The sequence below is a fragment of the Fibrisoma montanum genome (assembly GCF_003583365.1).
GTDB classification, from domain to species: domain Bacteria; phylum Bacteroidota; class Bacteroidia; order Cytophagales; family Spirosomataceae; genus Fibrisoma; species Fibrisoma montanum.
In genome coordinates this window covers 210,935-237,808 of record NZ_QXED01000009.1, presented here as the reverse complement: position 1 = coordinate 237,808, position 26,874 = coordinate 210,935, and the positions used below count along the sequence as shown (strand labels likewise).

At 57.5% G+C, this 26,874-nt stretch carries 17 protein-coding genes; 9 read left to right on the top strand and 8 right to left on the bottom strand.

The features are described from left to right. From DYU11_RS26700 to DYU11_RS26675, 6 genes are all read left to right on the top strand, one after another. Entirely contained in the window at positions 1–864 is an 864-nt protein-coding gene (locus DYU11_RS26700) for an ABC transporter permease (RefSeq protein ID WP_119670791.1), read from the top strand. After that, complete coding sequence (locus DYU11_RS26695; protein ID WP_199736803.1) at positions 861–1,730, top strand: ABC transporter permease; 870 nt, start codon at positions 861–863, stop codon at positions 1,728–1,730. Before DYU11_RS26700 ends, DYU11_RS26695 begins: the two co-directional genes overlap by 4 nt. A gap of 12 nt (positions 1,731–1,742) precedes the next feature. Then, on the top strand, positions 1,743–2,849 hold the full coding sequence (locus DYU11_RS26690) for an ABC transporter ATP-binding protein (protein ID WP_199736801.1): 1,107 nt from the start codon (positions 1,743–1,745) through the stop codon (positions 2,847–2,849). 96 nt (positions 2,850–2,945) lie between these two features. Further along, a complete protein-coding gene (locus DYU11_RS26685; RefSeq protein WP_119670789.1) occupies positions 2,946–4,418 on the top strand; it encodes an aldehyde dehydrogenase family protein in 1,473 nt (490 codons plus the stop codon). An 11-nt stretch (positions 4,419–4,429) separates the two neighbouring features. Then, the gene (locus DYU11_RS26680; protein WP_119670855.1) at positions 4,430–5,797 is read left to right on the top strand and encodes an NAD-dependent succinate-semialdehyde dehydrogenase; all 1,368 of its coding nucleotides are present in this window, start codon (positions 4,430–4,432) and stop codon (positions 5,795–5,797) included. Between the two features lie 31 nt (positions 5,798–5,828). Next, positions 5,829–7,148 (top strand): aspartate aminotransferase family protein, encoded by a 1,320-nt coding sequence (locus DYU11_RS26675; RefSeq protein WP_119670788.1) that lies wholly within the window; start codon positions 5,829–5,831, stop codon positions 7,146–7,148. A gap of 160 nt (positions 7,149–7,308) precedes the next feature. Here DYU11_RS26675 and DYU11_RS26670 read toward each other — a convergent pair whose 3' ends face one another. After that, positions 7,309–8,661 (bottom strand): hypothetical protein, encoded by a 1,353-nt coding sequence (locus DYU11_RS26670; RefSeq protein WP_119670787.1) that lies wholly within the window; start codon positions 8,659–8,661, stop codon positions 7,309–7,311. Between the two features lie 177 nt (positions 8,662–8,838). On the opposite strand from DYU11_RS26670, the gene DYU11_RS26665 reads away from it, so the two are divergent. The 3 genes from DYU11_RS26665 to DYU11_RS26655 all read left to right on the top strand — a co-directional run bounded on the left by DYU11_RS26665 (position 8,839) and on the right by DYU11_RS26655 (position 16,138). After that, positions 8,839–11,865, top strand: a complete 3,027-nt coding sequence (locus tag DYU11_RS26665) for a SusC/RagA family TonB-linked outer membrane protein (protein WP_119670786.1) — start codon at positions 8,839–8,841, stop codon at positions 11,863–11,865. Between the two features lie 36 nt (positions 11,866–11,901). Then, positions 11,902–13,584: a RagB/SusD family nutrient uptake outer membrane protein gene (locus DYU11_RS26660; protein ID WP_119670785.1), complete on the top strand. Its 1,683-nt coding sequence runs from the start codon at positions 11,902–11,904 to the stop codon at positions 13,582–13,584. Between the two features lie 73 nt (positions 13,585–13,657). Next, the gene (locus DYU11_RS26655) at positions 13,658–16,138 is read left to right on the top strand and encodes a hypothetical protein (protein ID WP_119670784.1); all 2,481 of its coding nucleotides are present in this window, start codon (positions 13,658–13,660) and stop codon (positions 16,136–16,138) included. 168 nt (positions 16,139–16,306) lie between these two features. Here DYU11_RS26655 and DYU11_RS26650 read toward each other — a convergent pair whose 3' ends face one another. The 7 genes from DYU11_RS26650 to DYU11_RS26620 all read right to left on the bottom strand — a co-directional run bounded on the left by DYU11_RS26650 (position 16,307) and on the right by DYU11_RS26620 (position 26,702). Next, positions 16,307–17,857: a vanadium-dependent haloperoxidase gene (locus DYU11_RS26650; protein ID WP_119670783.1), complete on the bottom strand. Its 1,551-nt coding sequence runs from the start codon at positions 17,855–17,857 to the stop codon at positions 16,307–16,309. 12 nt (positions 17,858–17,869) lie between these two features. Then, on the bottom strand, positions 17,870–18,754 hold the full coding sequence (locus tag DYU11_RS26645) for a hypothetical protein (protein WP_119670782.1): 885 nt from the start codon (positions 18,752–18,754) through the stop codon (positions 17,870–17,872). A 76-nt stretch (positions 18,755–18,830) separates the two neighbouring features. Beyond that, a complete protein-coding gene (locus tag DYU11_RS26640; protein ID WP_119670781.1) occupies positions 18,831–19,952 on the bottom strand; it encodes a hypothetical protein in 1,122 nt (373 codons plus the stop codon). Positions 19,953–20,268: 316 nt separating this feature from the next. Further along, positions 20,269–20,823, bottom strand: a complete 555-nt coding sequence (locus tag DYU11_RS26635) for a hypothetical protein (RefSeq protein ID WP_119670780.1) — start codon at positions 20,821–20,823, stop codon at positions 20,269–20,271. A 180-nt stretch (positions 20,824–21,003) separates the two neighbouring features. Continuing rightward, the gene (locus DYU11_RS26630) at positions 21,004–23,730 is read right to left on the bottom strand and encodes a TonB-dependent receptor (protein WP_119670779.1); all 2,727 of its coding nucleotides are present in this window, start codon (positions 23,728–23,730) and stop codon (positions 21,004–21,006) included. A gap of 341 nt (positions 23,731–24,071) precedes the next feature. Next, positions 24,072–25,577: a vanadium-dependent haloperoxidase gene (locus tag DYU11_RS26625; protein ID WP_119670778.1), complete on the bottom strand. Its 1,506-nt coding sequence runs from the start codon at positions 25,575–25,577 to the stop codon at positions 24,072–24,074. 219 nt (positions 25,578–25,796) lie between these two features. Then, the gene (locus DYU11_RS26620; RefSeq protein ID WP_119670777.1) at positions 25,797–26,702 is read right to left on the bottom strand and encodes a hypothetical protein; all 906 of its coding nucleotides are present in this window, start codon (positions 26,700–26,702) and stop codon (positions 25,797–25,799) included. Positions 26,703–26,874 lie beyond the last annotated feature (172 nt).

Here is a 26,874-nt window from a genome sequence, read left to right as displayed (position 1 = left end):
ATGAAACGGCTTCCCGCTTCGTTCTGGTTACTGTTTGCGCCGTTGGTGCTCTGGATGACGGCCTTTCTGATTCTGCCGTACGTCCGGGTGCTGACGCAGAGCTTCTACACCGTCGACGATTTTGGCCTGTTGCAGCCCGGTTTTTCGCTGGACTCCTACAGCCGGTTTTTTAGTGGGCCGTTGTATTACGGTACGCTCTGGAAAACCTTTACCCTGTCGGCGACGGTGACGCTCTGTTGTCTGCTGCTGAGCATTCCGCTGGCGTATTACATTGCTTTCAAGGCGACGCGCAACAAGACGCTGCTCTACACGCTCATCATTCTGCCGTTGTGGGTGAGCTACATTGTACGGGCCTACGCCTGGAAGATTATCCTGGGAGAAGAGGGGGTGCTGAACTCATTGCTGATGTACGTCGGCCTGACCGATGCGCCGATCAGTGTGCTGCTTTACAGCGACGTATCGGTGGTGATCTGCATGGTGCACATCTATACGCCATTCGTCCTGATGCCGATTTACACCGCCTTTGAGCAGATACCAAAGGCACTGGTGGAAGCCTCAAAAGACCTCGGCGCTAACCGGTTCACGACCTTTCGGAAGGTGGTGTTTCCGTTGAGTCTGCCCGGCATCATTGCGGGGGCTACGTTTGCGTTTGTCTTGTCGCTGGGCGATTTTCTGGCGCCGATCCTGCTGGGCGGGCCTAATACGCTGTTCATTTCCAACATCTTCCAGAACATGTTCGGTACGTCGAACGATAAGCCGCTGGGATCTGCCATTGGTATCATTCTGCTGGTGATTGTGCTGGTAGTGCTGGAGATGTCGGCGCGGGCGGAGAAGCGGTTTTCAAGTTTAGAATCCGGTCGATGATGTACACGCAATCCGTAGATAAAGACCTAACGGCCGACGCGCCGGACCGCGCTGAGGTGAGCCTGGGTAAGTCATTCCGCCGGGTAAACGGGCTCGACATCGCCATCGGTGGGGCTGCGCTGGCCGTGATGACGTTTATTTACTTCCCGATGCTGGTCGTCGTGCTGTACTCGTTTAACCCCGATACGGTCAACTCGTTTCCAATGCGGGGCTTCTCAACGAAGTGGTACGGGACAATGCTCGATAATGAGCCACTGCTGCATTCGCTGCGGATAAGTTTGGTGATTGCGGTAGTCGCCACGACGCTGGCCCTGGTCATCGGTGTGCTGGCGGCCCTGGCGATGAAGAAATACGAGTTCCGGCTGAAACGCTTTTTCGAACGGGTCATTCTGCTGCCGATCACGTTGCCGGGCATTCTGACGGGTGTTGCGATGCTGTCGTTTTTTCCGCTGATCGGGGTTCGTATCTCGCTGACAGCCGTTGCCATCGGACACACTACGTTCCTGATCTGCATCGTCCTGACGCAGGTGTATGCCCGGCTGAAACGACTCGATCCGTTTCTGGAAGAAGCAGCCGCCGACCTGGGAGCAACACCTGTGCAGGCGTTTTTCAAAGTGATTTTGCCCAACATCCGCACGGCAATCATTGGTGCGGCTTTGCTGAGTATTACGCTGTCGCTGGACGAAATCCCGGTGACGTTCTTTCTCATTGCCCGCGACAATACGCTGCCGATTGAGATTTATACCATGCTGCGCCGGGGCATTACGCCCGAAGTGAACGCCGTATCGACGCTCATTTTTCTGATCTCGCTGCTGACGCTGGTATTGTCGGTGCGCTTTGGCGAACGGGAAACGAAACCGATCTGATTCAGGACAACCATGACCATTGCCCAACCAACCGCCGTTTCGACGGTTCCAGCCAACCCGCCAACGATGCCCGATATTGTTGAACTACGAGCCATCGAGAAGTACTTTGGTACGAACCGCGTCATTCCGTCGCTTAGCCTCCGCATCCGGCAGGGTGAGTTCCTGACATTGCTGGGCCCCAGCGGCTGCGGCAAAACGACCTTGTTGCGGATCATTGCAGGCTTCGAAAACCCGACGCATGGCCAGGTGCTGCTCGACGGCGACGACATTACGGCCCTGCCTCCGTTTCGCCGGAACGTCAATACCGTATTCCAGAACTACGCCCTGTTTCCGCACCTGTCCGTGCGGGAGAACGTAGCGTTTGGCCTGAAACAGAAAGGCATTGACAAAGCGACGGTCGCCCGCGAGGTGGAACAGGTGCTGGCGATGGTACGGATGGAAAGCTTTGTCGACCGCAAACCAAAGGAACTGTCGGGGGGGCAGCAACAGCGGATTGCGCTGGCGCGGGCCATCGTCAACCGGCCGAAGGTTCTGCTGCTGGACGAACCGTTGGCGGCTCTTGACCTGAAGCTGCGCAAACAGATGCAGATCGAGCTGAAAAATCTGCACCAGCAGTTAGGCATTACGTTCGTGTTTGTGACCCACGATCAGGAGGAAGCCCTGACCATGTCGGATCGAATCGCGGTGATGAACCGGGGGGTTATCGAGCAATTAGACGCCCCCCAGACGGTGTACGACCACCCGGCGAGTCAGTTCGTGGCCGATTTCATTGGCGAGAACAACACCTTGTCTGGTACGGTCGAGGGCGGGCAGTTTCACTACGGCTCCACCAGGATTCCGGTTGCGGAGGCACCTAAGCAGCAGGGAGCGGCTTTACTGTTCATTCGCCCGGAACACGTCATTATTAACCGCCAGCGGCCAGCCGATGCGTTTAGCTTGCCTGCCCAGGTCGTTGGCCGGACGTTTCTGGGCAACCAATGGAAAATTCACTGTAACCTGACCGGTTCAGACACACCGATCGATATTGCTGTAAAACCCGACGCCATCAACGCCCTGGACGGGTATACCGACGTATTTCTAAACTGGCCGGTCGGAAAAGCGACCCTGGCTTTACAATAGTTTGTGGTTCGTAGTTCGTAGTTACCCTTCACAGAATTCAAGGACGCGCCAGCAACATCAAACTACGAACCACAAACGGTTTAACTGATTTATGCAATGAGAACCTACCAAATGCTTATCAACAACCATTGGGTTGGCGCTTCTGACGGCGGTACGCGCACCATCACAGACCCCGCGGATGGGGAAGTACTCGGCACAGTGCCCGAAGCGACGACCGCCGATGTGGACCGTGCCGTGCAGGCGGCCCGCGAGGCTTTTGACAACGGTTCCTGGAAAAACGACGACAACGCCCTCCACCGGGCCCAACTGTTGATGGCCCTGGCCAACCGCGTTCGCGAACAGGCCGGGATGCTGGCCGAACTCGATACCCGTAATTGCGGCAAACCCCTCGCCGAAGCTGAAGCCGACGTAGCCGACGCGGCCAACTGTTTTGATTACTACGCCGGACTGGCCACCAAGGTCATGGGGGAGACCGTACCCGTACCGATGAACATGATGAGCATGGTTGTGCGGGAGCCGGTGGGCGTAGCGGCTCAAATTGTTCCCTGGAACTACCCGCTGCTGATGGCCGTCTGGAAGCTGGCTCCGGCGCTGGCGGCTGGCTGTACGTTGGTGATCAAACCGTCGGAGTTGACGCCCTTAAGCCTGTTGGAGCTCGGTCGGCTGATTGTGGCCGTGGGCTTTCCGCCGGGTGTGGTCAACATCATAACGGGCGTTGGAGAAGTGGCCGGGGCCGCGCTGGCGGGTCATCCCGAAATAGATAAAATTGCGTTCACGGGCGGTACCGATACGGGCAGCAAAATCATGACCGCAGCCGCCAAAAACATCAAGAAAGTAACGCTGGAACTGGGCGGTAAAAACCCCGTTGTGGTCTTTGCCGATGCCAATCTGGATACCGCGGCCGAGTGGGTAGCGTTTGCCGCTTTTGCCAATCAGGGTGAGGTCTGTTCGGCCGGGTCGCGGCTGCTGGTTGAGCGGTCGGTGCACGACGCGTTTGTGTCGCGTGTTGCAGCCATTGCGAAGGGCATAAAACTGGGTCATGGCCTGCACGAAGGCGTTCGGATGGGTCCGCTGGTGTCGGCGGAACACCGCGACAAAGTAGAGCGCTACATCGAGATCGGAAAAACCGAGGGTGCAACGCTGCTCACCGGGGGGAAACGGCCGGAAGGCGAGGAGTTTGCAAAAGGTAACTTCGTTGAACCCACCATTTTCACGGATGTGACCCCCGGCATGCGCATTGCCCGTGAAGAGATTTTTGGGCCCGTTCTGGCCGTTATTCCGTTTGATACGGAGGAGGAGGCCGTTCGGTTGGCTAACGATACCGAATACGGGCTGGCGGCCGGCGTTTTCACCCGCGACATCAACCGGGGCAACCGGGTCATTAAAAAAATCCGGGCGGGCATTACGTGGGTCAATAACTACCACCCAACCTTCAACGAAATGCCGTGGGGTGGGTATAAGAAAAGTGGTATCGGTCGGGAACTGGGCAAGTATGGTATTGAAGCGTATCTGGAAACCAAGCAGATCAACATCAATCTCGACGAAGCCCCGCTCGGCTGGTACGTTTGAACAAAGTGATTATGCCAAAGACGTTTCAATCCATCAATCCATACACGCTCGACGTTATTCAGGAATTCACCGAAGAAACGCCGGAGCAGGTTGAGGCCAAACTCGCCCGGGCGACCGAAACCCAGCGGGAGTGGGCCGACCGCTCGTTTGCTGAACGGGGTGAGCTGTTTCACCAACTGGGCACGTACCTGCGCGAAAATCGGCAACGGTTAGCCGAACGCATTACGGCCGAGATGGGTAAAATCCTGTCGGAGTCGCTGGGTGAGGTTGATAAATGCGCCGGACAGTGCGACTACTACGCCGACAATGCCGAACGCCTGCTGGAGCCCGAACGCATCCCGACCGATGCGCAGGAAAGCCGGGTGGTGTATGAGCCGGTGGGAGTGGTACTGGCTATTATGCCGTGGAATTTTCCGTTCTGGCAGGTATTCCGCTACTCGGTGCCGGCCCTGATGGCGGGCAACGTAACGCTGCTGAAGCACGCGCCGAACGTGTTTGGCTGTGCGCAGGCGATTGAAGAAGCGTATCGGGCTGCGGGTTTTCCGGCGGGCGTATTCCAGGCGCTGATCAACGACGTCGACGCCGTAGAGCGCTTGCTGGCCGACGACCGCGTGGGTATGGTTACGCTGACGGGCAGCGAACGCGCCGGCTCGACGGTAGCCAGTCTGGCGGGACGGAACATCAAGAAGTCAGTGCTGGAGCTGGGCGGCAGCGATGCGCTTATCGTTCTAAGCGATGCTGATCTGGACAAAGCCGCCGAGGCCGCCGTGCAGTCGCGGATGAGCAATGCCGGTCAGGTGTGCATTGCCGCCAAACGATTCCTGGTCGAAAAACCGGTCAAAGCGGCTTTTACGGAGAAAGTGAAAGCGTTGATTGACGCCATGAAACAAGGCGACCCAACGCAGGATGATACCAAAATAGGCCCACTGGCGCGGGTCGATCTGGCCGAACAGCTTGAACGACAACTGCAAACGGCACTGGATGAGGGTGCTACGTTGCTGTCGGGTGGTGAGCGCCACGATGCTAATTTCCAGCCGACGCTGCTGGACAACGTATCGCCGGAGTCGGTGGTGTTTCGCGAAGAAACCTTCGGCCCGCTGGCGACCATCACCGAAGTGGCCGACGAAGCCGAAGCTGTCCGGCTGGCGAATCAATCCCGCTATGGCCTGAGTGCCGCCATCTGGACGCAGGATCTGGCCAAAGCAGACCGGCTGAGCCGTCGGCTGGAAGTAGGCAGCGTGTTCGTCAACGCCATTGTGCGTTCCGATTCGCGCCTGCCGATCGGCGGGGTCAAAAAGTCCGGCTACGGTCGGGAGCTTTCCGAAGCCGGTATCAAGGATTTCTGCCATACAAAGACGGTGTACATTGGCCATTCATAGCCCGGCCAGGCTACTTATCCAGTCAACAACCATGACCTCACAGGAACTTCTCCAACGTCGGAACGCGGTCGTTCCGAAGGCGATGGTAATGAGCGCCCCCCTCGACGCTGCGTATGCACAGGGGGCTACGTTTGTCAGTCACGACGGCCGGGAATTCATCGACTTTTCGGGCGGAATTGGTGTGCTGAATGCGGGCCATTGTCCCGAGCCGGTCGTGCGGGCGATCAGCGAGCAGGCGGGTAAACTCATGCATACGTTCTTCAACCTGCTGACGCATGAGCCGTACGTACTGCTGGCCGAAAAGCTGGTAGAAATCTTGCCGCATGGCGAGGCTACGAAGGTAATGATGGTTAACAGCGGAGCCGAAGCCGTCGAAAATGCCATCAAGATAGCCCGGCAGGCCACCGGGCGGCAGGGCATTATCTGTTATACCGGCGGTTTCCACGGCCGGACGATGATGGGCATGACGCTCACGTCGAAAGTCAGCTACAAACTGGGCTGTGGGCCGTTTGCGCCGGAGGTCTACCGCATTCCTTTCCCGGATTATTACCACAACGGCCGGGGGCTGGATGTCGACGAGTTTGTGGAGCAGGAACTGGCCGACTTCCGCAAGTACCTCAGCAGCGTTGTGGCACCGGAGAACGTAGCGGCCGTGATTCTGGAGCCGGTGCAGGGCGAAGGGGGGTTCTACGTAACGCCCAGACGCTACCTGCAGGGCCTTCGCCAGCTTTGCGACGAATACGGTATCCTGCTCATTCTGGACGAGGTGCAGTCGGGTTTCGGCCGGACGGGTCGGTGGGCGGCTTATGAGCACTACGGGGTTGTGCCGGATATCTCTACCTGGGCCAAGTCGATGGGATCGGGCATTCCCATTGCGTGCGTCATGGGTAAGGCCGAGGTTATGGATAAGGCTAAACCGGGCACCATCGGCGGTACGTACGCGGGTAATCCGGTGGCCTGCGCCGGCGCCCTGGCGACTATCGAATACATGCAGCAAATCGATATTAACCGGCTCGGCGAGGAAGTGGGCAAAACGGTGTACGCTTTCTTCAAGGACCTGCAGCGCGACTGCTCGGCCATCGGCGACGTTCGTGGTCTGGGCGCGATGGTGGGCCTCGAACTGGTTAAAAACGGCGATCCCAATCAGCCCGATCCCGTCCTGACCAGCCGACTCGTTGGGGCCTGTGCCCAGCGTGGCCTGTTTCTGATCAGTGCGGGCGTGTATGGCAACGTCATTCGGGTGCTGAGCCCGTTGGTGATCAGTGACGAGCTGCTGCACAAAGGGCTGGGAATTCTGCGCGAGGAATTACTGCGATTGTACCGGGAGCAGAGTGTACTCGCGGGGGTGTGAGCACCCAGGAAATGGTTACAAGGAATACGTACGGGAAGTTTAGCTGTAGTGAGCATTCGCTGACCTGGTGAAGGCATTTCTGCTGGATCGGCGCTCGTACGAATGCCGCACTGGGAACTGGATAGACGAAGCCAAAGCCCTCTCTACGTGCGTTGGCAGTCTAAAAATTGCCCGCAAACGCCTTCCCTGTTTTCAGGTCTTTCAACGAGAACGAATTGATGGTGCCGATGCCCGCAAACCGGATGTTGACGCCGTAGACCCGGTGCAGGGGATGCTGGTACGAGGCTTCATAGACCTGTCGGCCGTTGATGAACACATGGGCCCGTTGCTTAACAACCCGCAGGGTCAGTGTGCCGCCCGTGCGGAGGTCGGCTCCCAGAAACCGTAAATCGTCCCGCTGGCCCCATTTTACCTGTTCCGATAGCTGAATCTGCGACCAGTACACGCACCCGGGCTTGATAATTTCGAACGAGTGTTTCGACGACTCCCCGTAGACCGTAACGCCTACTTGTGAACACCGAACGCCCGTCCGGGTAGGCGAGGTTAGTACGTGGGTGGTCAGCTCAAAATTATCCGCGTCGATGTCCGTAGCTTGTGTATTGGCAAACTCAATGAAAAACGTTCGGTTGGTATCAATTCCGGCGTGGGCCGTTTCGGTTGCGCTGATGCTTCGCTTGCCGGTCACGAACAAGTCCGGTATGTCAATCGGATAGACCCGTGTGGTGTCGTACATCATGTAGGCAGTGGCCGCCCAGCCCCTGGTCGGCAAAAAAACGGTCGCCGTATCAAGGTTTTGTGAACCTCGCTTCAACACGGCAAAGTAGCGCCCCGGCTTTTCGTAGTAGTGATTGTAGAGTAGGGTCGTCGTGTCAATCGGCTTGCGCTTCCCGTCGCCAAAATCAATCTGATAGTGGGTCGATTTATCCACAAGTTCCTCCAGCCCCTGAATCTGCAGGTTTGCCGAATGGGGGTTTTCACCAACCGGATTTTTACAGATCAGCTGAGCTGAGGTTGGGGCGGCTTTCCTGGCAATGGGGCTGCCTGATCGTAGCAGACCACCGACGGAAAGAACCAGAACAGCCAGTCCTATCAACCAGAGCGGCCGGTTGGCGTAGGGTTTTTTCGTGGGGGCCGGGCCAAGGGCGGCTACGGGTACGGCGGTTTGCCGTGTCGGTAACGCTTCGGCCGGCGGCTCAACGAGAGGCTCCGGTCGCAACTGGGCTTCGACAAAGTGATCCCAGTCGGGGTAGCCGACGTAACTGGCCAGTGCGTCGCGGGTGGCTTTCTGGGGGTAATAGCGGGAATCCGTCTTGATCTTGCCGAAAATTCGCTTGAGCGTATTGGGGCTGATCTGTACGCTGGTCTTCCGGAAAAGGATATGACTCAGCCGGACGTAGTCGCCGTTTGTCCAGGCCGTACGTTCGGGTTTGCCATACGTTTCACTTACCAGCTGACAACAGTGCTCCAGGTGATAGTAGAAGCCGGCCTTGCCTTGTCCACTTTCTGCAATCATCGCTCAGATAAAGGTCTGTTTATCAATAGCTTATCTTGTCCATAATTTTGGTCAGCCAAATGGTCAGATCGGCCAGGCTCATCGTCGCATAGTGCAAATTTATATTTGCTTACTCAAATTTATTCCAAGTCCTTTCGGGGTAGACCCGACTAAGAACCAATAAATATCGGAAAAATTATGCGACAAAAACTTCTACTAAGCTGTGTGTTGTTTTGTGGATGGTTAACCCCGCTGCTGGCGCAGACCCGCCAGATAAGCGGGAAGGTGACCGACGAAGCAGCCAAGGACCTGCCCGGCGTCAGTATTGTCGTCAAAGGGACCCAGCGGGGTACCGTTACCGATGCTACCGGTGACTATAAGCTCACGATTCCCGACGCGGCTACCGTAGTACTGACGTTTTCGTTCGTGGGGTACCAAAGTCAGGAGCTCACTGCCGCCGGCCAGTCAACCCTGAACGTTGCGCTGAAACCCGACGACAACTCCCTCGAAGAAGTTGTGGTAGTCGGCTACGGTACGCAGAAAAAGAAAGACCTGACGGGCGCGGTTTCGACCATCGATGCCAAAGACGTCGGCGGGCGCCAGACCGTCCAGATCTCGGAGGCCTTACAGGGGAGTATTGCGGGGGTATCCGTTACCCGGAGCAGCGGAGCCCCGGGGGCCGGTTCCAACATCCTGATTCGGGGCATTACGACCCTGGGGACCAATAGCCCGTTGATTATCGTCGATGGCGTGCCGGTGAGCAGCATCGACAACGTCAACCCGAACGACGTCGAAAACATCACCGTTCTGAAAGATGCTGCGTCGGCGGCTATCTACGGATCGCGCGGGGCTGCCGGGGTGGTCCTCGTAACGACGAAGCGGGCCCGGGAAGGGCAGAGTAGTTTCGAGTACAACGTTGAGTATGGGGTTCAGAGGCCCACGGCGTTGCCGGCCTACGCGAGTGCTCCCGAATACATGCGGCTGTTCAATGAGCAGGCTACCAACGATGGCTCCTCCAGCGGGCCGTACTCGCAGGACTTCATCGAGAATTTTGAGCGCTACAATCGCGAGCGGCCTGACGTATTCCCGTTTGCCAACACCGATTGGCAGAAAACCGTTATGACCCGGGAAACGGCCCCCCGTATCCGTCATGACCTGGTGTTCACGATGGGAACAGGGAAAATCAAGACAAAAGCCTCGTTAGGCTACACCAAAGCGGGGGCTTTTTACGACAACTACAACTACGAGCGCTACCTGTTCCGGGTAAACAACGACTTACAGATAAACACGAAGCTCGGGGTTAATCTCGATGTGGCCTACAAACGGACCAATACCGTCGCGCCGGTTGTCAACCCAATTTACGAGGCCCGGGTCATGCCGCCCATCTACGACAATTTCTATTCGGATGGTCGATATGCACTGGCCAAAGATGGCCGCAATCCAATTGCGCAGCTGAATGAAGGCGGTACCACCAACGGCGCCTACAACCAGATTCTGGCCAGGCTGGCGTTCAACTTTAAGCCTGTCGACGGCCTCACCTTAACTGCGCTGGTTTCGCCAACCATCGACCTTGACAAAACCAAGTCGTTCTCCAAGCGCATTTCGTTTACCAACCCAGACGGCAGCCCGAGTTCGTTCAGCAACCAGGCCCGCACGACGCTCTCCGAAGGGCGAACCGAAAATCTGGCCATTACGGGGCAACTGCTGGCCAACTATACGCGGGATTTTGCCGGTGGGCACAACATCGATGTGCTGGGCGGCTACGAAGAGATTTATAACAGCAACGAATCGTTGTCGGCTTCCCGGAGTGGTTTTGCGCTGACCAGTTTTCCGTACCTCAACGCCGGGTCGCAGGAGCTGCGCGATAATTCAGGAAGCGCCAGTGAGGTGGCGCTGCGGTCGGTGTTCGGCCGGGTCAAGTACGATTACAAGAACAAATACTACATCCAGGGCAACCTGCGCTACGATCAGTCATCGCGCTTTAATCGTCAATACCGCGATGCCCTGTTCCCGTCGGTTTCGGCCGGCTGGACGCTGTCTGAAGAGAATTTCCTTCGCACAAACAACTGGATCTCGTTCCTGAAACTACGCGGCTCCTTCGGCGAGGTAGGGAACGAACGGATCGGTAACTACCCCTATCAGGCCACGATCAGTTTCAGCAACGCCTTGTTCTACCAGAACGGAGCGGTTGTGCCGCTGAATGGTGGTGGTCAGGTTGACTATGCCGTTGAAAACATTTCCTGGGAAACGACCCGTACGTTCGACGTTGGTCTGGATGCCACCTTCCTGAAAAACCGGCTTTCCGTTACGGCCGATTACTACAAAAAGCGCACGTACGACATCCTGCTGGCCTTGGACATTCCGCTGTACCTGGGCTACGAACGCCCGCAGCAGAATGCCGGTATTCTGGATGTGGCCGGTTGGGAACTGGAAACGAGCTGGCGCGATCGGATTGCGGGGAAAGTAAACTATTCAATTGCCTTCAATCTGTCGGATGCCCGGTCGCGGATTGTCGATCTGAAAGGTACGCAGGTGCTGGGTAGCCTGTCTACGTTCAAAGGCAGTGAATACAACGAATGGTACGGCTATCGATCGGCCGGCCTTTACCAGACGCCGGACGAAGCCACCAACTCGCCACGCCTGAACACCAACATAACGGCCGGCGATGTGCGCTACGTCGATATCAACAACGACGGTAGGATCACCCCCGACGATCGGGTGCTGCTCGGTGGTTCATTACCCCGCTACCAATACGGCAGCACGCTACGCTTCGATTACAACGGGTTTGATGTTGGCCTGGTGGTGCAGGGCGTAGGCAAGAAATTAAGCCGCCTGCCCGACGAGATTGTCCGGCCCTTTGCGGAAGCTTTCGGCAACGTACCGCAGGAACTTATCGGCCGATTCTGGAGCAGAAACAATACGGCCGAACAGAACCTGCAGGCGCGGTATCCCCGGCTGTCGACCCGGTCGCTGGGTGCCAACTACGAGATGTCCGATTTCTGGCTGATCAGTGGCGCGTATTTCCGGGTCAAGAACATCACCCTGGGCTACACGCTCCGTAATGCCCTGCTGAAACGAATCGGGCTGCAATCGACGCGGGTGTACGTATCGGCCAATGACGTGTTTGCCGTTCACCGTTTCCCCAGGTACTGGGACCCTGAACTGGGCAACTCGGCCTACCCAATCGTAACGACCCTGATGGCCGGAGCGACCTTACGCTTCTAACCGAACGCTGATTCCTGAATAGCCAACACAGTAGCCATGAAGAACTTACTTCCTATACTCCTGCTGATAACCAGCGTTACCGCCTGCAATACGCTGGACCTGAACCCACTGTCTGAACCATCGTCGGAAACGTTTTATTCGAACCAGACGGAACTTGAACTGGCCGTCAACGACCTCTACCGACTGGATTTCTGGGGCAACGACAATGAGCAGTTCACCGATAATTACTGGCACCGGGGGCAGTTGGGCAACGCCGTTACGTTCGGTACGATGAACGCCGAAGACGCTACCGTTCAGGCCTACTGGACGGCCTGCTACAAAGCCATTGCCCGGGCCAACTCGTTCCTGGCTAACAAAGACCGGGCACAAGCGAATACCCCGGCATCGGTAATGACGCAGCTGGAAGCCGAGATGCGGCTGATCCGGGCGTATCAGTATTCGCGGCTCATTACGCACTTCGGCGACGTACCGCTGATGACCAGGCCGATGGTCCTGGAAGACTCCTACGGCGTCACCCGCACGAGTCAGGCGGAGGTGCTAAAATTCATTTTCGATGAACTGGATTTTGCCATCGCCAATCTGCCCCAGTCGTACCCCGCTTCGGCCGTCAGGCGACTGACCAAAGGGGCTGCTATGGCGGTTAAGGCCCGTACGGCGTTATACACCGGAAACTGGGCGGTTGCCAAAGACGCTGCTCAGGCCATTATGCAGTTCACGGGGGCCGGTGCCTATAGCCTGCATCCCAGCTACAGTCAGCTGTTTCTTAAGGCCGGAGAAACCAGTCCGGAGTTGATTATCAGCATCCCGCGCGACGAAGCGCAGAAAGTGTTTACGACCGGTACCAACGTACAGGATCAGCTTCCCCGGGTTACGGGTGGATTTGGGGCGCAGATTCCAACGCGGGAGATGGTGGATGCCTACGAATGTCGGGATGGAAAACCCATTGACGAGTCGCCCCTGTATAACCCGAAAGAACCGTTCAAAAACCGCGACCCACGCCTGACGGCGTCTATTGTTGAGTTTGGTACGCAATGGCTGGGGTATACGTATCAGCCGCACCCCGATTCAACCACCATCTTTAGCTCGAAAGAAAATCGGCGTGTGTCGAACCTGGATACCAGGGCCGTAGCCGCTTTCGCCAGCTTTACGGGGTTTCTCTGGAAAAAAGGCGTTGACCAGAGCTGGGCCGACAAACGCAGTGAAGACAACGACGCGATTCTGTTACGGTACGCTGAGGTGCTGCTTACCTACGCCGAAGCCAAAATTGAACTGGGCGAGGTTGATGCCAGCGTGCTCAGCGCCATCAACCAGGTGCGAGCCAGGGCCTATGGGGTGGCCGTGGGTCAAACGTCGGCGTACCCGGCCGTGACGACCAGCGACCGCGCCGAACTTCGGCGGATTGTTCGGCGCGAACGGCGGGTTGAGTTTGCCAAGGAGGGACTGCGGTACATGGACCTGATCCGCTGGAAACTGGCCGAAAAAGCCCTGACCCGCCCCGTGATCGGATTGCCGGACCCGACGGCCCAGAACCGGACGAAGTGGCCGTTTCCGGGGGTAACGCCCATTGACGACGATGGCATTGCCGATTATTCAGGCTTCGGTGCCGACGTTAAAGTGGTGGCGCAGCGGAGTTTCGATAAAACAAGGCAATACCTCTGGCCAATACCGGCCCTGGAGCGTCGCGTTAACTCTAGCCTTACGCAAAATCCTGGGTATTAATGGCTTTCCGGCGACTTTATGTGTCGTTGCCGGTTGTGAAGTGTAGTTGATAATCAAGTTAATTATTGTCTGAATGAAAAAATATATGCTTCCGGTCTGCCTCGTTGGCGGGCTGCTGATGCTGAGTCAATCGGTAGTTGCCCAGCCCAAAAGCAGGCCGTCGTACAGCGGGATTTACCCGCACCTGGCTATGTACAACAACGAAGGTGAGTGTGGCACCGGTGCGGTGGTTCCCTGGGCCGGTAAGTTGTGGGTCGTTACGTACGGACCGCATCTGCCGTTCGGCTCGTCGGATAAGCTGTACGAAATCACGGCGGATTTGCAGCAGACGGTTCGGCGGGAGAGCATCGGCGGTACCCCGGCCAACCGGATGATTCACCCCGAAAGCGGACAGTTATTCATCGGTCCCTACGCGATCGACGGCAAGGGCACCGTGCGGGTGATGCCGTACGAAGCCATGCCGGGACGCCATACCGGCAACGCCCGCCACCTCACCGATCCAAAGAATAAGATCTACTACGGCACCATGGAAGAGGGCTTTTATGAAGTTGACGTCAAAAGCCTGTCGCCCACGCTGCTGTATGAAGACGGCAACATCAGGCATAAGAAAGGAGCCGACGAAACGGGTAACCAGCCAACATCGCTGCTGCCGGGGGCCCACGGTAAAGGCCTGTATTCGGGTCAGGGCGTGATGGTGTATTCCAACAACGGCGAAACCGGGCAGAAGGCCCTTGAACAGTTCGATATTGACGCGGGTGCCCTGTCGGAGTGGGACGGGAAAAACTGGACGGTTGTGCGCCGGAACCAGTTTGTGGAGGTGACCGGGCCGGGTGGTCTTTACGGCAACAGGAACCCCGATACGGACCCGATCTGGGCTACGGGCTGGGATCATAAATCCGTCTTGCTGGGGGTTCGGGACAGGGAAGCTGGCTGGCGTTTTTTCCGGATGCCCAAAGCCAGTCACAGCTACGACGGAGCCCACGGCTGGAATACCGAATGGCCACGCATCCGGGATGTCGGCACGGCTGATAAACCGGACTACCTGATGACGATGCACGGCCTGTTCTGGACGTTTCCCGGCGGTTTCACGGCCAGGAACACCGCCGGCATCCGGCCCCGGTCGGCGTATCTGAAAGTAATTGGCGACTACACCCGCTGGAACGATAAACTGGTGTTCGGCTGCGATGACTCCGCCCAGAAGGAGTTTTTGAATAAACGGAAGGCCAAGGGAAACATCGAGGGGCCCGGCCAGTCGAACTCAAATCTGTGGTTTGCACCCCTGAACCTGCCCGACCAGCTTGGCCCCAACACGGCCGAAGGGGCTGTCTGGCTCAATGAAGCGGTTAAAGCCGGCGAACCATCCGAACCGTTTCTGTTTGCGGGCTGGGCCAACCGGTCAGCCTGGGTGCAGAACAGCAGCGACGCCGACGTGACGATTACGTTTGAGGTGGATAAGACCGGCAATGGTACGTGGATCCCTCTTCAAACCGCAGCCATTGGGCCCCGCGCTGCCGTGCAGATTCCCTTTCCGGCCAACGCAGCCGGCGAGTGGATCCGCTTGACGTCGAACAGGGCGGCTACCCTGTCGGCTCACTTTGCTTACGCGGCCAACGACACCCGCACTAGCACGGCGAACCCCATTTTTGCCGGCCTGAGCAGTGTTTCGGCGGCAAAATCGTTGGGTGGTATGCTCTATGGCCTGGGTGAGAATCGCCGGGCGCTGGGGCTGGCGGCTGTTACGTACGAAGGTACCAGACCCGTTGATGTCGGCTACTACGAACTCAACGCAGCTATGCAACTGGTCCGGAAAGAAGACACTGAAACCCACTCATTCATCAAGAACAAGTTTGCGATCCCGCAGCGGGCCGTAACGATCGACGAAGCGAGTGTACTGGTCGTTGATGATAAAGGTCGGCGCTGGCGGCTGCCCCTGGGCAACGAGGCCTATACAAACCTGACTAATCAGGCTACGGTGCGGATCTGCCGGGAGGTAGCCACCGAGCGGGATCTGTTCAACTGCCATGGTACGTTCTACGAATTACCGGCCGAAAACGCCGACGGCTACGCCAAAATCCGGCCGGTTGCTTCGCATACCCTGCGTATTAACGACTACGCATCCTACCGCGGGCTGTTGCTCATGACTGGCATCGACTTGCCGTCGGCAACCCATACAGAACACATTATCGTATCCGACGATAAAAAGGCGGCTGTCTGGGCCGGGGTGATTGATGACTTGTGGAAGCTGGGCAAACCAACGGGGCATGGTGGCCCCTGGAAAAACACCACGGTCCGGGCCAACGACACCTCTGATCCGTACCTGATTGGGTTTTATGACCAGCGGAGTCTGCAACTATCGCACAAGGCATCCAGCCCCGTTACGTTCACCCTGGAAGCCGACCCCGTGGGTACGGGCGTCTGGATGCCGTACAAAACGTTTACGGTAAAGCCGGGGCAAGTGGTCAACTTCGCTTTCCCCAAAGACTTTCAGGCCCGATGGGTACGGTTTAAAACGGACAAAGCCTGCGCAGCCACTGCATGGCTCGACTATAAATAACGGGAGTGAGCAGACGTTGACCGGTTGGGCTTCCGGGAGCAACCCCTACAAAAAGCCCAACCGGTCATGGTAACAGTCGATTACCTGACCGGTTGGGTGTACTGCTGGAAATCTGAACCGGGTTTCTGGGTGGTATAAGCGGAAAGCGACGTAGAAATGCTGCTTGTTTTAAAAACCTGACCCATCGGATTTCCCACGCGCAATGGCGTAGTTTCCGATGTTCTTGCCGCAGGTCAGCCCTGCCTCGCAATCGAAACGATAGTGGATCAGTCCATACACACGCGAATCGGATGCTTCCTGAGCTTTACCCCAGAACTCAGTTGCACGGTCTGGAAAGACGTAGCCCAGTACCGTAGCTGCGGCCGCCGAGAAAGTCGAGTGGCCGGAGGTATACGACGGAAAGTTAGGCAAACCCACCGAAGTTTTGATGCCAAACTGCTGAGGGCGTGGAAAATAATAATAAAACTTGGTTTCCCAGCAGCACACGCCCGCGTCCATGAGGGTGGTGCCGACCAGAGCCAGCGTACGGGCCATCCGAATCTCGCTGAATCTGGCTTCGTGAGCGGCATTGGCGGCTGTTCGGTTCCAGTGGCCGGGCGGGGTGTAGCTGCCTGCTCCGTCGGCCCAGTAGTTGGCGATGCGGGCCTGCTCCCGCGTCTGGTTTCTGTTAATCGTCTTCAACTCATCAAGAGCTTTGGCAAACTCCGGGCTGGTGAGCGCCGGGGGCGGACCCGGACGGAGCCTGGCTACCGTTGCCTTATCGAAGTTCCAGGGCGTAACGGCTCCGTAGTTGGGCAGCATGGGCGGACGGGCCGGAATTTCCTGACTTACCCAAATCTCGCTTAGCCCTCGGGCTTTGGCAGCCGCAATCATGTCGGTTGTGAGGGCCTGGTTATTGGCCGCGCTCATGCCGTCGGTGCGGGCACGGGCCATCACGCTGGCGGCTACCTGATTACCCAGGCTGGCCCCGGCCGCCAGATCACTCGCTACGTTCATTCCGGCCCACAGGCGGCTGTTGCGGTGTTCGGCCAGCTTCGCATCCAGGAAGGGACCTTCGCCGGGGAACATCGCTTTCAGCACTGTGTACGAAGCGGCTGCAACAACCGCGTCCTCCGAAGGGTACGTCGGCAGCGCTGATACAGGCAATGCAACCCGTACCGCCCCGTCGATCTTCGACGGTGCCGACCGCCTGAATTTGTATTTGTAGTGCCAGGCACTCACCAGCGCATCGTATTGTGCGACGCTGAGGTACGCCAAGGCCCGGGCCGTATACGGCGGATTGGCAAACGGGAACCGCGGGTCAGCCAGCGGATTGCTGGCATCGGGCACCGGGTACTTGCCGTCGGGCGTCGATGCGGGTGGTACGTTGTAACGGGCGGCCAACTCGCGGGCAATCTCGTTCCAGCGGTACACGGCCCCGGCGCCCCAGTACACCACCGCTTCCTGCTGTTCGCGGGTCAGGCTGGCCGATTTTGATTTTAGGTCGGTCAGTTCAGCCTGGTACTCGGTTGATGTTACGGAGGCTGGTGTCGCTACGGTTACGTCGGTGGGGGCGGTCAGAATATAGGTCTTCCACGTACCGGCTTTTTCGTCGACGTTGGCGGGTACGTAGCCCACGCGCTGTGGTTCGTCAATCGTTTTGTCGCAGGATGTCAGGACCGATGAAAAGCCCAGTACTGACAAGCTGAGTATGGTGATGTTACGGAGTATTCGTTTCATGAAGGGAAGTCACTAAAAATTTAACTGATACAACAGACCCACCGAGTAGCTGGTACTCTGCCCAACGTTCAGGCCGTTGGTGACGTAGCCGATTCGGGCGTTTACGCCGACGTGGCGGGGTTGGAACTTCCCGTACCAGCCTATCGACGTGGCTTCCATCCGGTTGGTTGGAAAGGGCATGTCGTTCCGGCGAATGTTATCGCCCGACGTGCAGGCAAATCGCTCGGCCCACACTTCTGTTTGCCAGGTTTTACGCAGAACACCCAATCGGACACCGGCATCAATGGCGTTCGGGACGCTCACCTCGTTGGTGTTGTACACCCGATCGTTGGCCTGATAGCCGTCGCGGTCGATCCGGATGTTGCTCCGCCAGTTGTAGCTGCCGTGAGTCGTTACGTATAGGCCGGTGCGGGGATGGGTGTAGTTGAGCAGCAGTCGACCCGTAACCGTCCGGGCCTGCAGCCCAATCGACATCGGCAGAAAGTCCGGTACGTAGTTACTGACCGGCATGGATGCCCCTGCCAGCCCATTGACTGAAAACCCTTTAACATCGACCAGCTTGTATTTCAGCCAGCCTGCCAGGTCCTGAAACCCCTTTTGGCCCATCAGGTTGCCCGCACTGGTTTCGGTCCAGACGTAGGGCAAACTCAGGATGATGTTGAATCGGTCGGTAACCCCGATGGCGGGCATGAGCATAATGCTCTGGGTTGTGTGCCTGCCGATGTTAAGATTATCGCGACTGAGCGTTCCTTCCCAGTAGCGAGTCCAGGTGCTGCGGCCGTACAGGCCCGCGATGCAAACGGACTTTCTGGGCATGTATATCGCATCGTTTGGCATCTGTGCCCGCGCGATGCTGCTTACCAGTAGGAGCAGTCCTACGTAAAAATTTCGTTTCATGCGTGTTGGTGGAGTACAGCGGGCCTGCCGAAGCCGAACGTAACCGTCCGTTTCGGCAGGCCGACTGGGCTACGGTTTAAAACCAGCGGGATACGTTGATTGACACCAGGTAGTCGGCGAAGGCCGCGTCGCCGTGGCGCTGGCCCAGCGGGTCGAGTCGGTCGGCGTAACTCTTGATGCGGTTGCGATAGACGGCCACGGGAACGCTGGCTGCGGCTGAGAATTTACCGCGCATGTACGTCAGCCCCGGCTCGACGGATACGATGTAGCCCGGACGGCGGAAACCCTTGCTGCCCCCAACGGCATCGATGGCTGGCACACCTTCTATACGGCCACCGAGCATAACGGCCAGTCCCGGAATGAACCGGAGCGACTGGCTCAGCCCAACGCGGGCTGCAAACTGATCGGCCACCGAAAATTCGCCGGCTGCCAGATCAATGGTGGTAGCTTCCGGATTGCGCAGAACGCCGTTCGTTTCGCGGGGGTTGAACAGGTAAAAGCCGTTTACGTAGGCTGTCAGCGATTTGGTGATCTGGGCGTATCCCTGCGCTTCCAGACTGACACCTACGCCACCATCGCCAAGCTGAATGGACTGATCGACCGGCTTATTGATCACGTAGTCTTTCTTCTCCTTATCGAGCTTGTGGAAATCGTCCGTTACGCGGTAGTTACCGGTCGGTAGTTTCACCCCAAGGCCAAGCGCCAGGTTTACTTTAGGCAGCTTGAACGGATTGACGAGCCAGTAGTTGCCCGAAATACGCATATCCCCAATTCCCTGCGAACCCGTGTGAAAGCGTTTCTGCTCAGGGTTCTGGGCGATGGCGTTGCCATAGTGCTCGTAGAGCGACGACCGATCGTTGTACTGAACCGGCAGATACGCCGAAACCGACCAGCGTGGCGTTGGCATATACGTAATGCCCAAATCGAGCGCGTGCGATACGTTGACCACTTCGGTGTTCTGTTCAATGCGTTCGTGCTCTTCGTGATCGCCCCTGAAATGCCGGAACGAGCGGAAGTAGCGGTACCCGGCATTGATCTGCCAGTGGCCGGTACGTTGTTTAAAAAAGTCGGCCGACGAGGTTCCCGCCGGAGTCGCGCAGCTCATGTGCCGGATGGCCACGCAGCCCTGCGCAACGGTTTGGTTATGGTAAATCTGGCATAGGAATAAGAGCCCTATGCACATACGTAGCGATTTCATACGTGTACGTTCTTGCCCCGGGAAAAAAGCAGGAATCAGGGTACGGGGCGTTTTGCCCTGACTGGTCAGTTTTGGATGATTTACAGTGGCGCAAGCAGGCTGGCCGTATAATCGGGTCGCCGGGCGGTCAGACGTACCGTCTGACCGAAACTGCCGGGGTCGATTACGCGGTCTGACGGTACGTCTGACCGAAACTACCGGGATCGATCATGCATTCAGACGGTACGGCTGACTGAAATGCCGGGATCGATTTAGTGGTCTGACGGTACATCTGACCGCCAGATTCAGAATCCAGCCGATACCTGTTGCAATGGTTTCAGATCAACGCAAACTGAAGCTCCGGAGGGGGCGAGTGGACAGGCAGGGCCCGTAACGGTACCACAAACGCCTGAGCGGGGATTCGCACGGGAGCGCGCCAGTCAATGTGAGGAAAATGAAGGACTAAACGGGAAGCAGGCGAGTACTCTTTGAGTAAAAATTTAAGCCACTGACCAGCCTTGCGGTTCGCATCGTCGGACTTGGTCAGGTGGTCGTGCAGGAAAGTCAGCAGGTCGCTCTGCCAGAACGAGCGGTTGGTGGTTTCCAGACCGGCGATGTGCAGCACATCGCCCCGGATCTCCATGCTGACTACGCTGTAGTAATGCCCCCGGTAGCTGAATCCGTCTGTAGTTGCCGTAGCGAGATCCACCTCGTCGGGCTGATCTTTCAGCGGAATCTGGAATTCAACCAGGCTATCTACCGACCGATAAACGAGCAACTGTCTGGACAAATCATGCTGCTCCTGCCACCGAACGCTGAAAAATACGAGCACGTAGCCCAGCGTATGGTAGAGCAGCAACAGGCAAAGTCCGAAGCCAATTACACGTCTCACAATCGATAACAGGAGAAATTTTAGTCAAATATAAATCTTTTTGGAAAAATTGGTATTTGTACCTAGGCGTTTTTTTAGCTTCTATGGAAAAAGATGGGTGCCGACCCGTTACAACTCGGTCGGCACCCGCCCGTAGCCCGGGAGCGGTCGTGCTGCCAACTCCCGGAGCAGAACCGCCGGTTACCTGACAGCCAGCCGATAGTTGGCCCGTAGGAAGTAGAAGGCTCCGTTCATGCCCATCTGCACGGGCGCGTATTTGAACACACCGAAATACGAGTTTTCGTACGCCTGAACATCGGGATAAACATTCAGCAGGTTGTTGGCGCCGAGCGTAATCGACAGATTGTTCAGTACGTTGTACGACAACGATACGTCCGTTACGACCTTGCCGCCGAACGTCTGTATTACCCCGAATGGGAAGCCGTTGCGCGTTACGGCACCGAAATAGACGTTGGCCAGAGCCGCCGTCCACTTGCCGATGCTGTACGTCAGGGTAAGGTTGACCTTCTGCCGCGGATTTACCGTTTCGATCAACCCCCGCTCATTGGGGCTGAAGAAGACGTCTTCCTGACCACGGAGCTGCGCCGGAATGTTGAATTGATCATCAACCTTCGTCTCGTTGAAATTAGCCGACAGAATGCCGTTCAGGGTGCCGGTGCCCACAGGAGCGTTGTACGTCATGACGACGTCTAACCCGCGGGTGGTCGTGTTGATCGCGTTGGTAAAAAACCGGGCGCCGTCGGCCTCGAATGGTGCCAGCAGCGTCTGAATGGCCGGAACCGGTTCGCCGAACGGATCGTAGCCAAACAGGCCGGTCAGGACAATCCGGTCTTTTACCCGGATGCGGTAGGCATCTACCGACAGGCTGAACCGGCTGGTCGGACGGAGGGTCAATCCCAGGCTGTAGTTCTGCGAAGTTTCCTGTTTAAGTTCAGGAATACCCAGTGCCTGCGCCAGGGGCGACTGATTCGGGAAGAAACCGGTGTTGCCCAGCCGGCCGTTGGCCAGAATGGTTGTGCTGACGTAGCTGAAATACTGCTGGTGCAGTGAGGGGGCCCGGAAGCCGGTACTGATGGCCCCGCGAAGGTTCAGCCAGTCAGTTACACTTAGCCGGGAGGCTACCTTGTAATTGAACGTACTCCCAAAATCGGTGTAATTTTCGAACCGGCCGGCGGCACTCACCAGCCAGCGCCGGGTTACGTCCAGTTCCGTGTCGACGTACAGCGCTGCGTTGCTGCGGGAAGCGGTTACGGCGTTGTTCGGCGAAAACCCGATAAACGACTGTGAACCACCCGCCAGACCAGTTGGGTTCTCGACCGTACCGTTGGGGTTCGTGACAAGGCCGTAGTTGCGCCAGCTTTCCTCCTGTCCCGCCCGAATCCGGTACTGTTCTGCCCTGAATTCACCCCCAAACGCCACGTTCAGGCCGCTGGCGACGGTGGTGATATACCGCGTAAAATCCAGATTAACGGTGTTTTGCGTAAACGCGTGGCCCCCCGCTTCAAACGAAGTAGGCGATCGTTCCTGCAGCGATGCATTGACCGTGTTGCCAACCGTGTAGTCGAAGCGGTTATTGCCAAGCGTATTGCTCAAATCCATCTGCCACTGCCCCAGCCGGTATTTTACCCCTGCGGCCAGCGAACGGTCGTGGATATCGGAGCCGGTTGTTGGCTGGAAGCCGTTCGGAAAGAGGCTGTACACCATCTGGCTCGGATCGCTCGGTAGGCGCCGGAAGCCGAAGCCGTTGCCGTTGCGGTAGTTGTAGCCGCCAAACGCATAAAACTCGCCTTTGCCATTGCCGAAGGGTAAACTCAGGTTGGCGAATACGTTGGCATTGCGAATCCGGGCATCGCCCACCTGGAAGTTGAAGTCGTCCCGTTTCAGGCCGCGTTCCTGCAAAATACGGTCGTCGATAGCCCGCGACTGCGCGGCATCGGCCCCGTTCTCGCCCGCAAACGGATACGCAAAAAAGTACCCCTCGTTCGACTGGTCAAAAATAATCAGGTCGTGGTTCTGCGTCCGGTTGGTCCGGTCGCGAATGTACCCCTCGGCCGACAGGTTGAGGAAACCGCCGTTTTTGCCCAGGCCCCGGCCGTAGTTGGCATTCAGTCGCAGCAAACCGCCGTCGCCCTCCTGCGTCAGGCCGGTGGTGCCCTGTAGTTCCAGTTGGTTAGTGTTCTTCTTCAGGATGACGTTGATAACCCCGGCAATGGCATCGGAGCCGTACTGTGCCGAGGCCCCGTCGCGTAGAATTTCGACGCGGTCGATTGCCGATACGGGAATCGCGTTCAGGTCGGTACCGACCGTACCGTTACCAAACGTACCCTGGTTGTTGAGCAGCGAGGTCGTATGCCGGCGTTTTCCGTTGATCAGCACGAGGGTCTGGTCGGGACCGAGCCCACGCAGCGAAGCGGGGTCGATATGCTCCGTCCCGTCCGACGACGACTGCCGGTTCGATTGAAACGAAGGCGCTACGTAGGTCAGCAGCTGATTCACGTCGTTCTGGGGCAGCGTCCGCTGCAGCGTTCGGATGGGCAGAACATCCACCGGAACGGCCGTATTCAGAACCGTCCGCGACGTACTGCGTGAGCCAACCACGACTACGTTGTCCAGCACGTTTTCGCCGGGTTTGAGCGAAACGGTCAGCTCGCCCGTGGCAGGAACGGGAACCCGCTGCGTGTCATACCCGATGCTCGATACGGTGATGGTTTCGCCCGCGTTGACCCGTATGGTGAAGACACCGTCGGCATTGGCAGCCGCGCCTTTACCACCGTTCGCCAGGATGTTCGCCCCGGGGAGCGGTTGATTGGTGGTGGCGTCTACAACTCGTCCCCGCACCTCAAGTAGCTGAGCATAAGCGGACAGGCCCGCTAATGTCAGGATAAATGTAAAAAGAACTGTTTTCATAAAATAGGTAGATAAATGGTGCCTTTATGTTTGAACTGGTCAAAGAACAATTCCGGCCGCGAATATATTTCTTCAGAAAAGTCAGCGCGAAAACTATTGAAAAAGTACAAGTGAAGCTGTTTTCGTTAACAGCCTGGCAGAGTAGTTACTCATAAACTCCGCGGTTCGGATACCGAAGAGCAGCCAAAGCATTACGAACGTTCCGGCCGTCAGTGAGAAAGTGGTACAGACGAAGGAGCTCCCGCTGAACGGATCAAAACCGGAAGGTACACACAAAAACTCCATCACCGGTGCCAGGAAACAGACACAGATGATGGAGCCTTACTGGTTCAAAAACAAGACTATTTTGCCCCGTCGGCTTTGGCCCAGTTAACCGCGGTCTGGCCAATGTTCTGGCCCATCCTGATGCCCTCCGCGTTATCGAACCGGTACTGCGTGCCGCCGTACAGTTGGGACATACCGGCCTCGGATGCCAGTTCGTTTATCCGGGCTGCCTGCGACGGGAACAGATAGCTCAGCACCGTTGATGCCGTTCCTGACAGGGTTGCAACTTCCGAGACGTAGCCGGGGTAATTCGGGATTTCCGTCGCCACTTTTATGGTGGGGTCAATCTGGGATGGTCGGGGCACAAAATACTGGTACTTCGTGAACCAACTGGCAACCGTCCCATCCTGCAGCGCCCGATTGAGCAGCGCCAGGGTGCGGGCGGTTCTAAGTTCGTTCTGCCGGTCCTGCCGGATGAAGTCTTCAGCGATCAGATTCCAGTGCCCGGCGGGTGTGTACGTGCCTACGCCGTCGGCCCAGAAGTTGGCAATGCGCGATTCATCCCGGCTCCGGTTGTCGGCAATGGTGCGAACCTCCTGCAGCGCCGTTTGGAAAGCCGGAGACGTAGTGGCCGGGGGGGCGGGTGCCTTGCGGAAGTCGGCCGATTGACTGAACCACATCGCACCGGTACCAAACTGAGGGAGGATCGGTGGACGCGCGGGCGTTGCCAGACTCACCCATTTCACGTCGTACGAAGCGGCCCGCCGGAGTTCCTCCCACGCGTTGTTTACGTCGGGAAGCGTTTGAATGCCATCGTTCTGGACGTAGGTAATCACCCGCTGCGCAATCGAGTGGGCTATTTCGTCGCCGGCTTTTACATCGCTGGGCACATTGGCACCGGCCCAGATCCGACTCTGCTTGTGCTCGCCCGCTCGCGCGATCAGCCAGTTGGTTTCGTCCGGGAAAAGAAGCGCCAGCACCTGGCACGAGACTTCGGCAACGGCCGCATCTTCGGAGGGGTAGGAGGGGACGTCGGCAACCGGCAGGCGCGGGTTCACGCCCTGACGCGCCAGCGAGGGCCGGTTGTAGAGGTACTTGGCGTGCCAGGCCGCTACCAGGGCATCGTACTGGGCCACACTGAGTAACGCCAGTATGCGCGCTGCCGCCGGAAACCCGACAAGGGGTTTGTTCGGATCGAACGGGACGGTCTGACCGGTCGCATCGTTGTAGCCGGGCGTACGGTTGTATTTTGCAATCAGCTGGCGGGCAATCTGATTCCAGCGCAGCACTCCCCCGGTTGCCCAGTAGTTGACGGCGTTGATCTGCTCGACGTTCAGGGCAAAGGCACCGTTCTGTACCTCAACCAGTTCTGTTTTGTAGGCATCGGACGTAATAGGTTCCGGCTGAGACACACAAACGTCGGCTACGTTCTGAAACAGAATGGGGCGCCAGTTGCCGCCATCAGGATCGGTCGTGGCCGGCGCGTAGAAGGTAGGAATGGGCTCATCAATGACCGGCTCTTTGCAGCCAGCCGTCCAGAGGAGTAACCCGGTGATAACTATGAACGAAGCGTATGTTTTCATATATGTTGTCCAGACAGTATGACAGCCGCTGTGGCTACCGTCGTTTGTTCGTGGGTTGCCGGGCTGCTGATGCCCGACAAGAGTGGTTTCCAAAACCGCGTTTAATCGTTGCCAAGACGGCTCCCCGGAACCGCGCGGGTCAGTTCAGAAGCACTGACAACGCTGAAACCAGCAGTACCGGCCGGGTAAAACCCCGCACTGCGTCGAATTCTATAGTCCTCATAATCCGACCACAAACCCTCCGCTGAGCCGCGTTGCCTTACCGACGTTCCGGCCGCTGAGGGTGGTGCTGTAGCCCGCCGTGAGGCCAAACGTCTTGACGAGCGGGATGTACAGGTTAGCACCCGCCCGCGTAAATCCGATGGCATTGGTTGGATACGGGATGGCGGGGCCAATATCAGTGCCCTGGCTGTAGGGCGTTTGCTTCTGCACCCAGCCGTCAACGTAAAAATGTCTGGTAGAAAAGCCGCTGCGGATAATCAGGTCCGTTACGTCCGGTACGTTTACTTTCGTGCCGATGTTCGGATTGACCTGATCCGGTACGTAGTAGTTCACGACGCGGTCGAGGTCAACGGCCCCCCGCCGGATGTAGCCGTACTGACCCGTCAGGAAGAAAGCCCCGGCTTTGATGTGCAGCAATGTCCGGCCGTCGATGTTACGTGAGCCGTGGCCGATCGCAACGGGCGCATCAATGACGTATTTCTGGAGCGGTAACGAATAGCCGATCGAAAAAAGCCACGATACCGTTACGCCGTCGAACTTCCAGTCGTAGGCTTCCCAGCGCAGCGCGGCCGACAGGTCCTGCAACCCTTCCTGCTTTTGCCAGTAGCCGGCGCTGGATTCGGTACGGATGTAGGGAGCCGCCACGATCACGTCGATGTCGTAGGCCAGGCCGTAGGTAGCGTACAGATTGACCGACTGGGTCGTAATGGTGCCGAGGTTGGGATTCCGGATTTCGGTCGTGCCGGCGTAATACGTGTCAAAGGCTTCCTGCGAGTAGGTAAGCGCGAAGCTGGCTTTATCCTGGCCGCGCATGAACCCGTCTACCAGACCCTGTGCGAACGTACAGGCGGGCAACAGGAGCCATAGTGCCATCGGAACGAGGCCCTTACGGAGTTGCTTCATCTAAAAATGCGTAGAAATGAGTTTACGGATCAGGTAGCGCACAATCGAGCCTGCGGATCAGTGTTACCTGCCTAACGTCCAAAGATACGGTTTCCATCTGTGCGGCCGGGCGTAATCTGAGGATGCGGAATCAATTGGAGCCAAAAGCCTTATTTTTGTGTTACCCTGCTGT

Coding starts and splice junctions, on each gene's coding strand:
- DYU11_RS26690 (WP_199736801.1), top strand. CDS start 1,743: ATGACCATTGCCCAACCAACCGCCGTTTCGACGGTTCCAGCCAACCCG.
- DYU11_RS26680 (WP_119670855.1), top strand. CDS start 4,430: ATGCCAAAGACGTTTCAATCCATCAATCCATACACGCTCGACGTTATT.
- DYU11_RS26695 (WP_199736803.1), top strand. CDS start 861: ATGATGTACACGCAATCCGTAGATAAAGACCTAACGGCCGACGCGCCG.
- DYU11_RS26670 (WP_119670787.1), bottom strand. CDS start 8,661: ATGATTGCAGAAAGTGGACAAGGCAAGGCCGGCTTCTACTATCACCTG.
- DYU11_RS26655 (WP_119670784.1), top strand. CDS start 13,658: ATGAAAAAATATATGCTTCCGGTCTGCCTCGTTGGCGGGCTGCTGATG.
- DYU11_RS26620 (WP_119670777.1), bottom strand. CDS start 26,702: ATGAAGCAACTCCGTAAGGGCCTCGTTCCGATGGCACTATGGCTCCTG.
- DYU11_RS26645 (WP_119670782.1), bottom strand. CDS start 18,754: ATGAAACGAAATTTTTACGTAGGACTGCTCCTACTGGTAAGCAGCATC.
- DYU11_RS26685 (WP_119670789.1), top strand. CDS start 2,946: ATGAGAACCTACCAAATGCTTATCAACAACCATTGGGTTGGCGCTTCT.
- DYU11_RS26675 (WP_119670788.1), top strand. CDS start 5,829: ATGACCTCACAGGAACTTCTCCAACGTCGGAACGCGGTCGTTCCGAAG.
- DYU11_RS26660 (WP_119670785.1), top strand. CDS start 11,902: ATGAAGAACTTACTTCCTATACTCCTGCTGATAACCAGCGTTACCGCC.
- DYU11_RS26650 (WP_119670783.1), bottom strand. CDS start 17,857: ATGAAACGAATACTCCGTAACATCACCATACTCAGCTTGTCAGTACTG.
- DYU11_RS26640 (WP_119670781.1), bottom strand. CDS start 19,952: ATGAAATCGCTACGTATGTGCATAGGGCTCTTATTCCTATGCCAGATT.
- DYU11_RS26630 (WP_119670779.1), bottom strand. CDS start 23,730: ATGAAAACAGTTCTTTTTACATTTATCCTGACATTAGCGGGCCTGTCC.
- DYU11_RS26625 (WP_119670778.1), bottom strand. CDS start 25,577: ATGAAAACATACGCTTCGTTCATAGTTATCACCGGGTTACTCCTCTGG.
- DYU11_RS26700 (WP_119670791.1), top strand. CDS start 1: ATGAAACGGCTTCCCGCTTCGTTCTGGTTACTGTTTGCGCCGTTGGTG.
- DYU11_RS26665 (WP_119670786.1), top strand. CDS start 8,839: ATGCGACAAAAACTTCTACTAAGCTGTGTGTTGTTTTGTGGATGGTTA.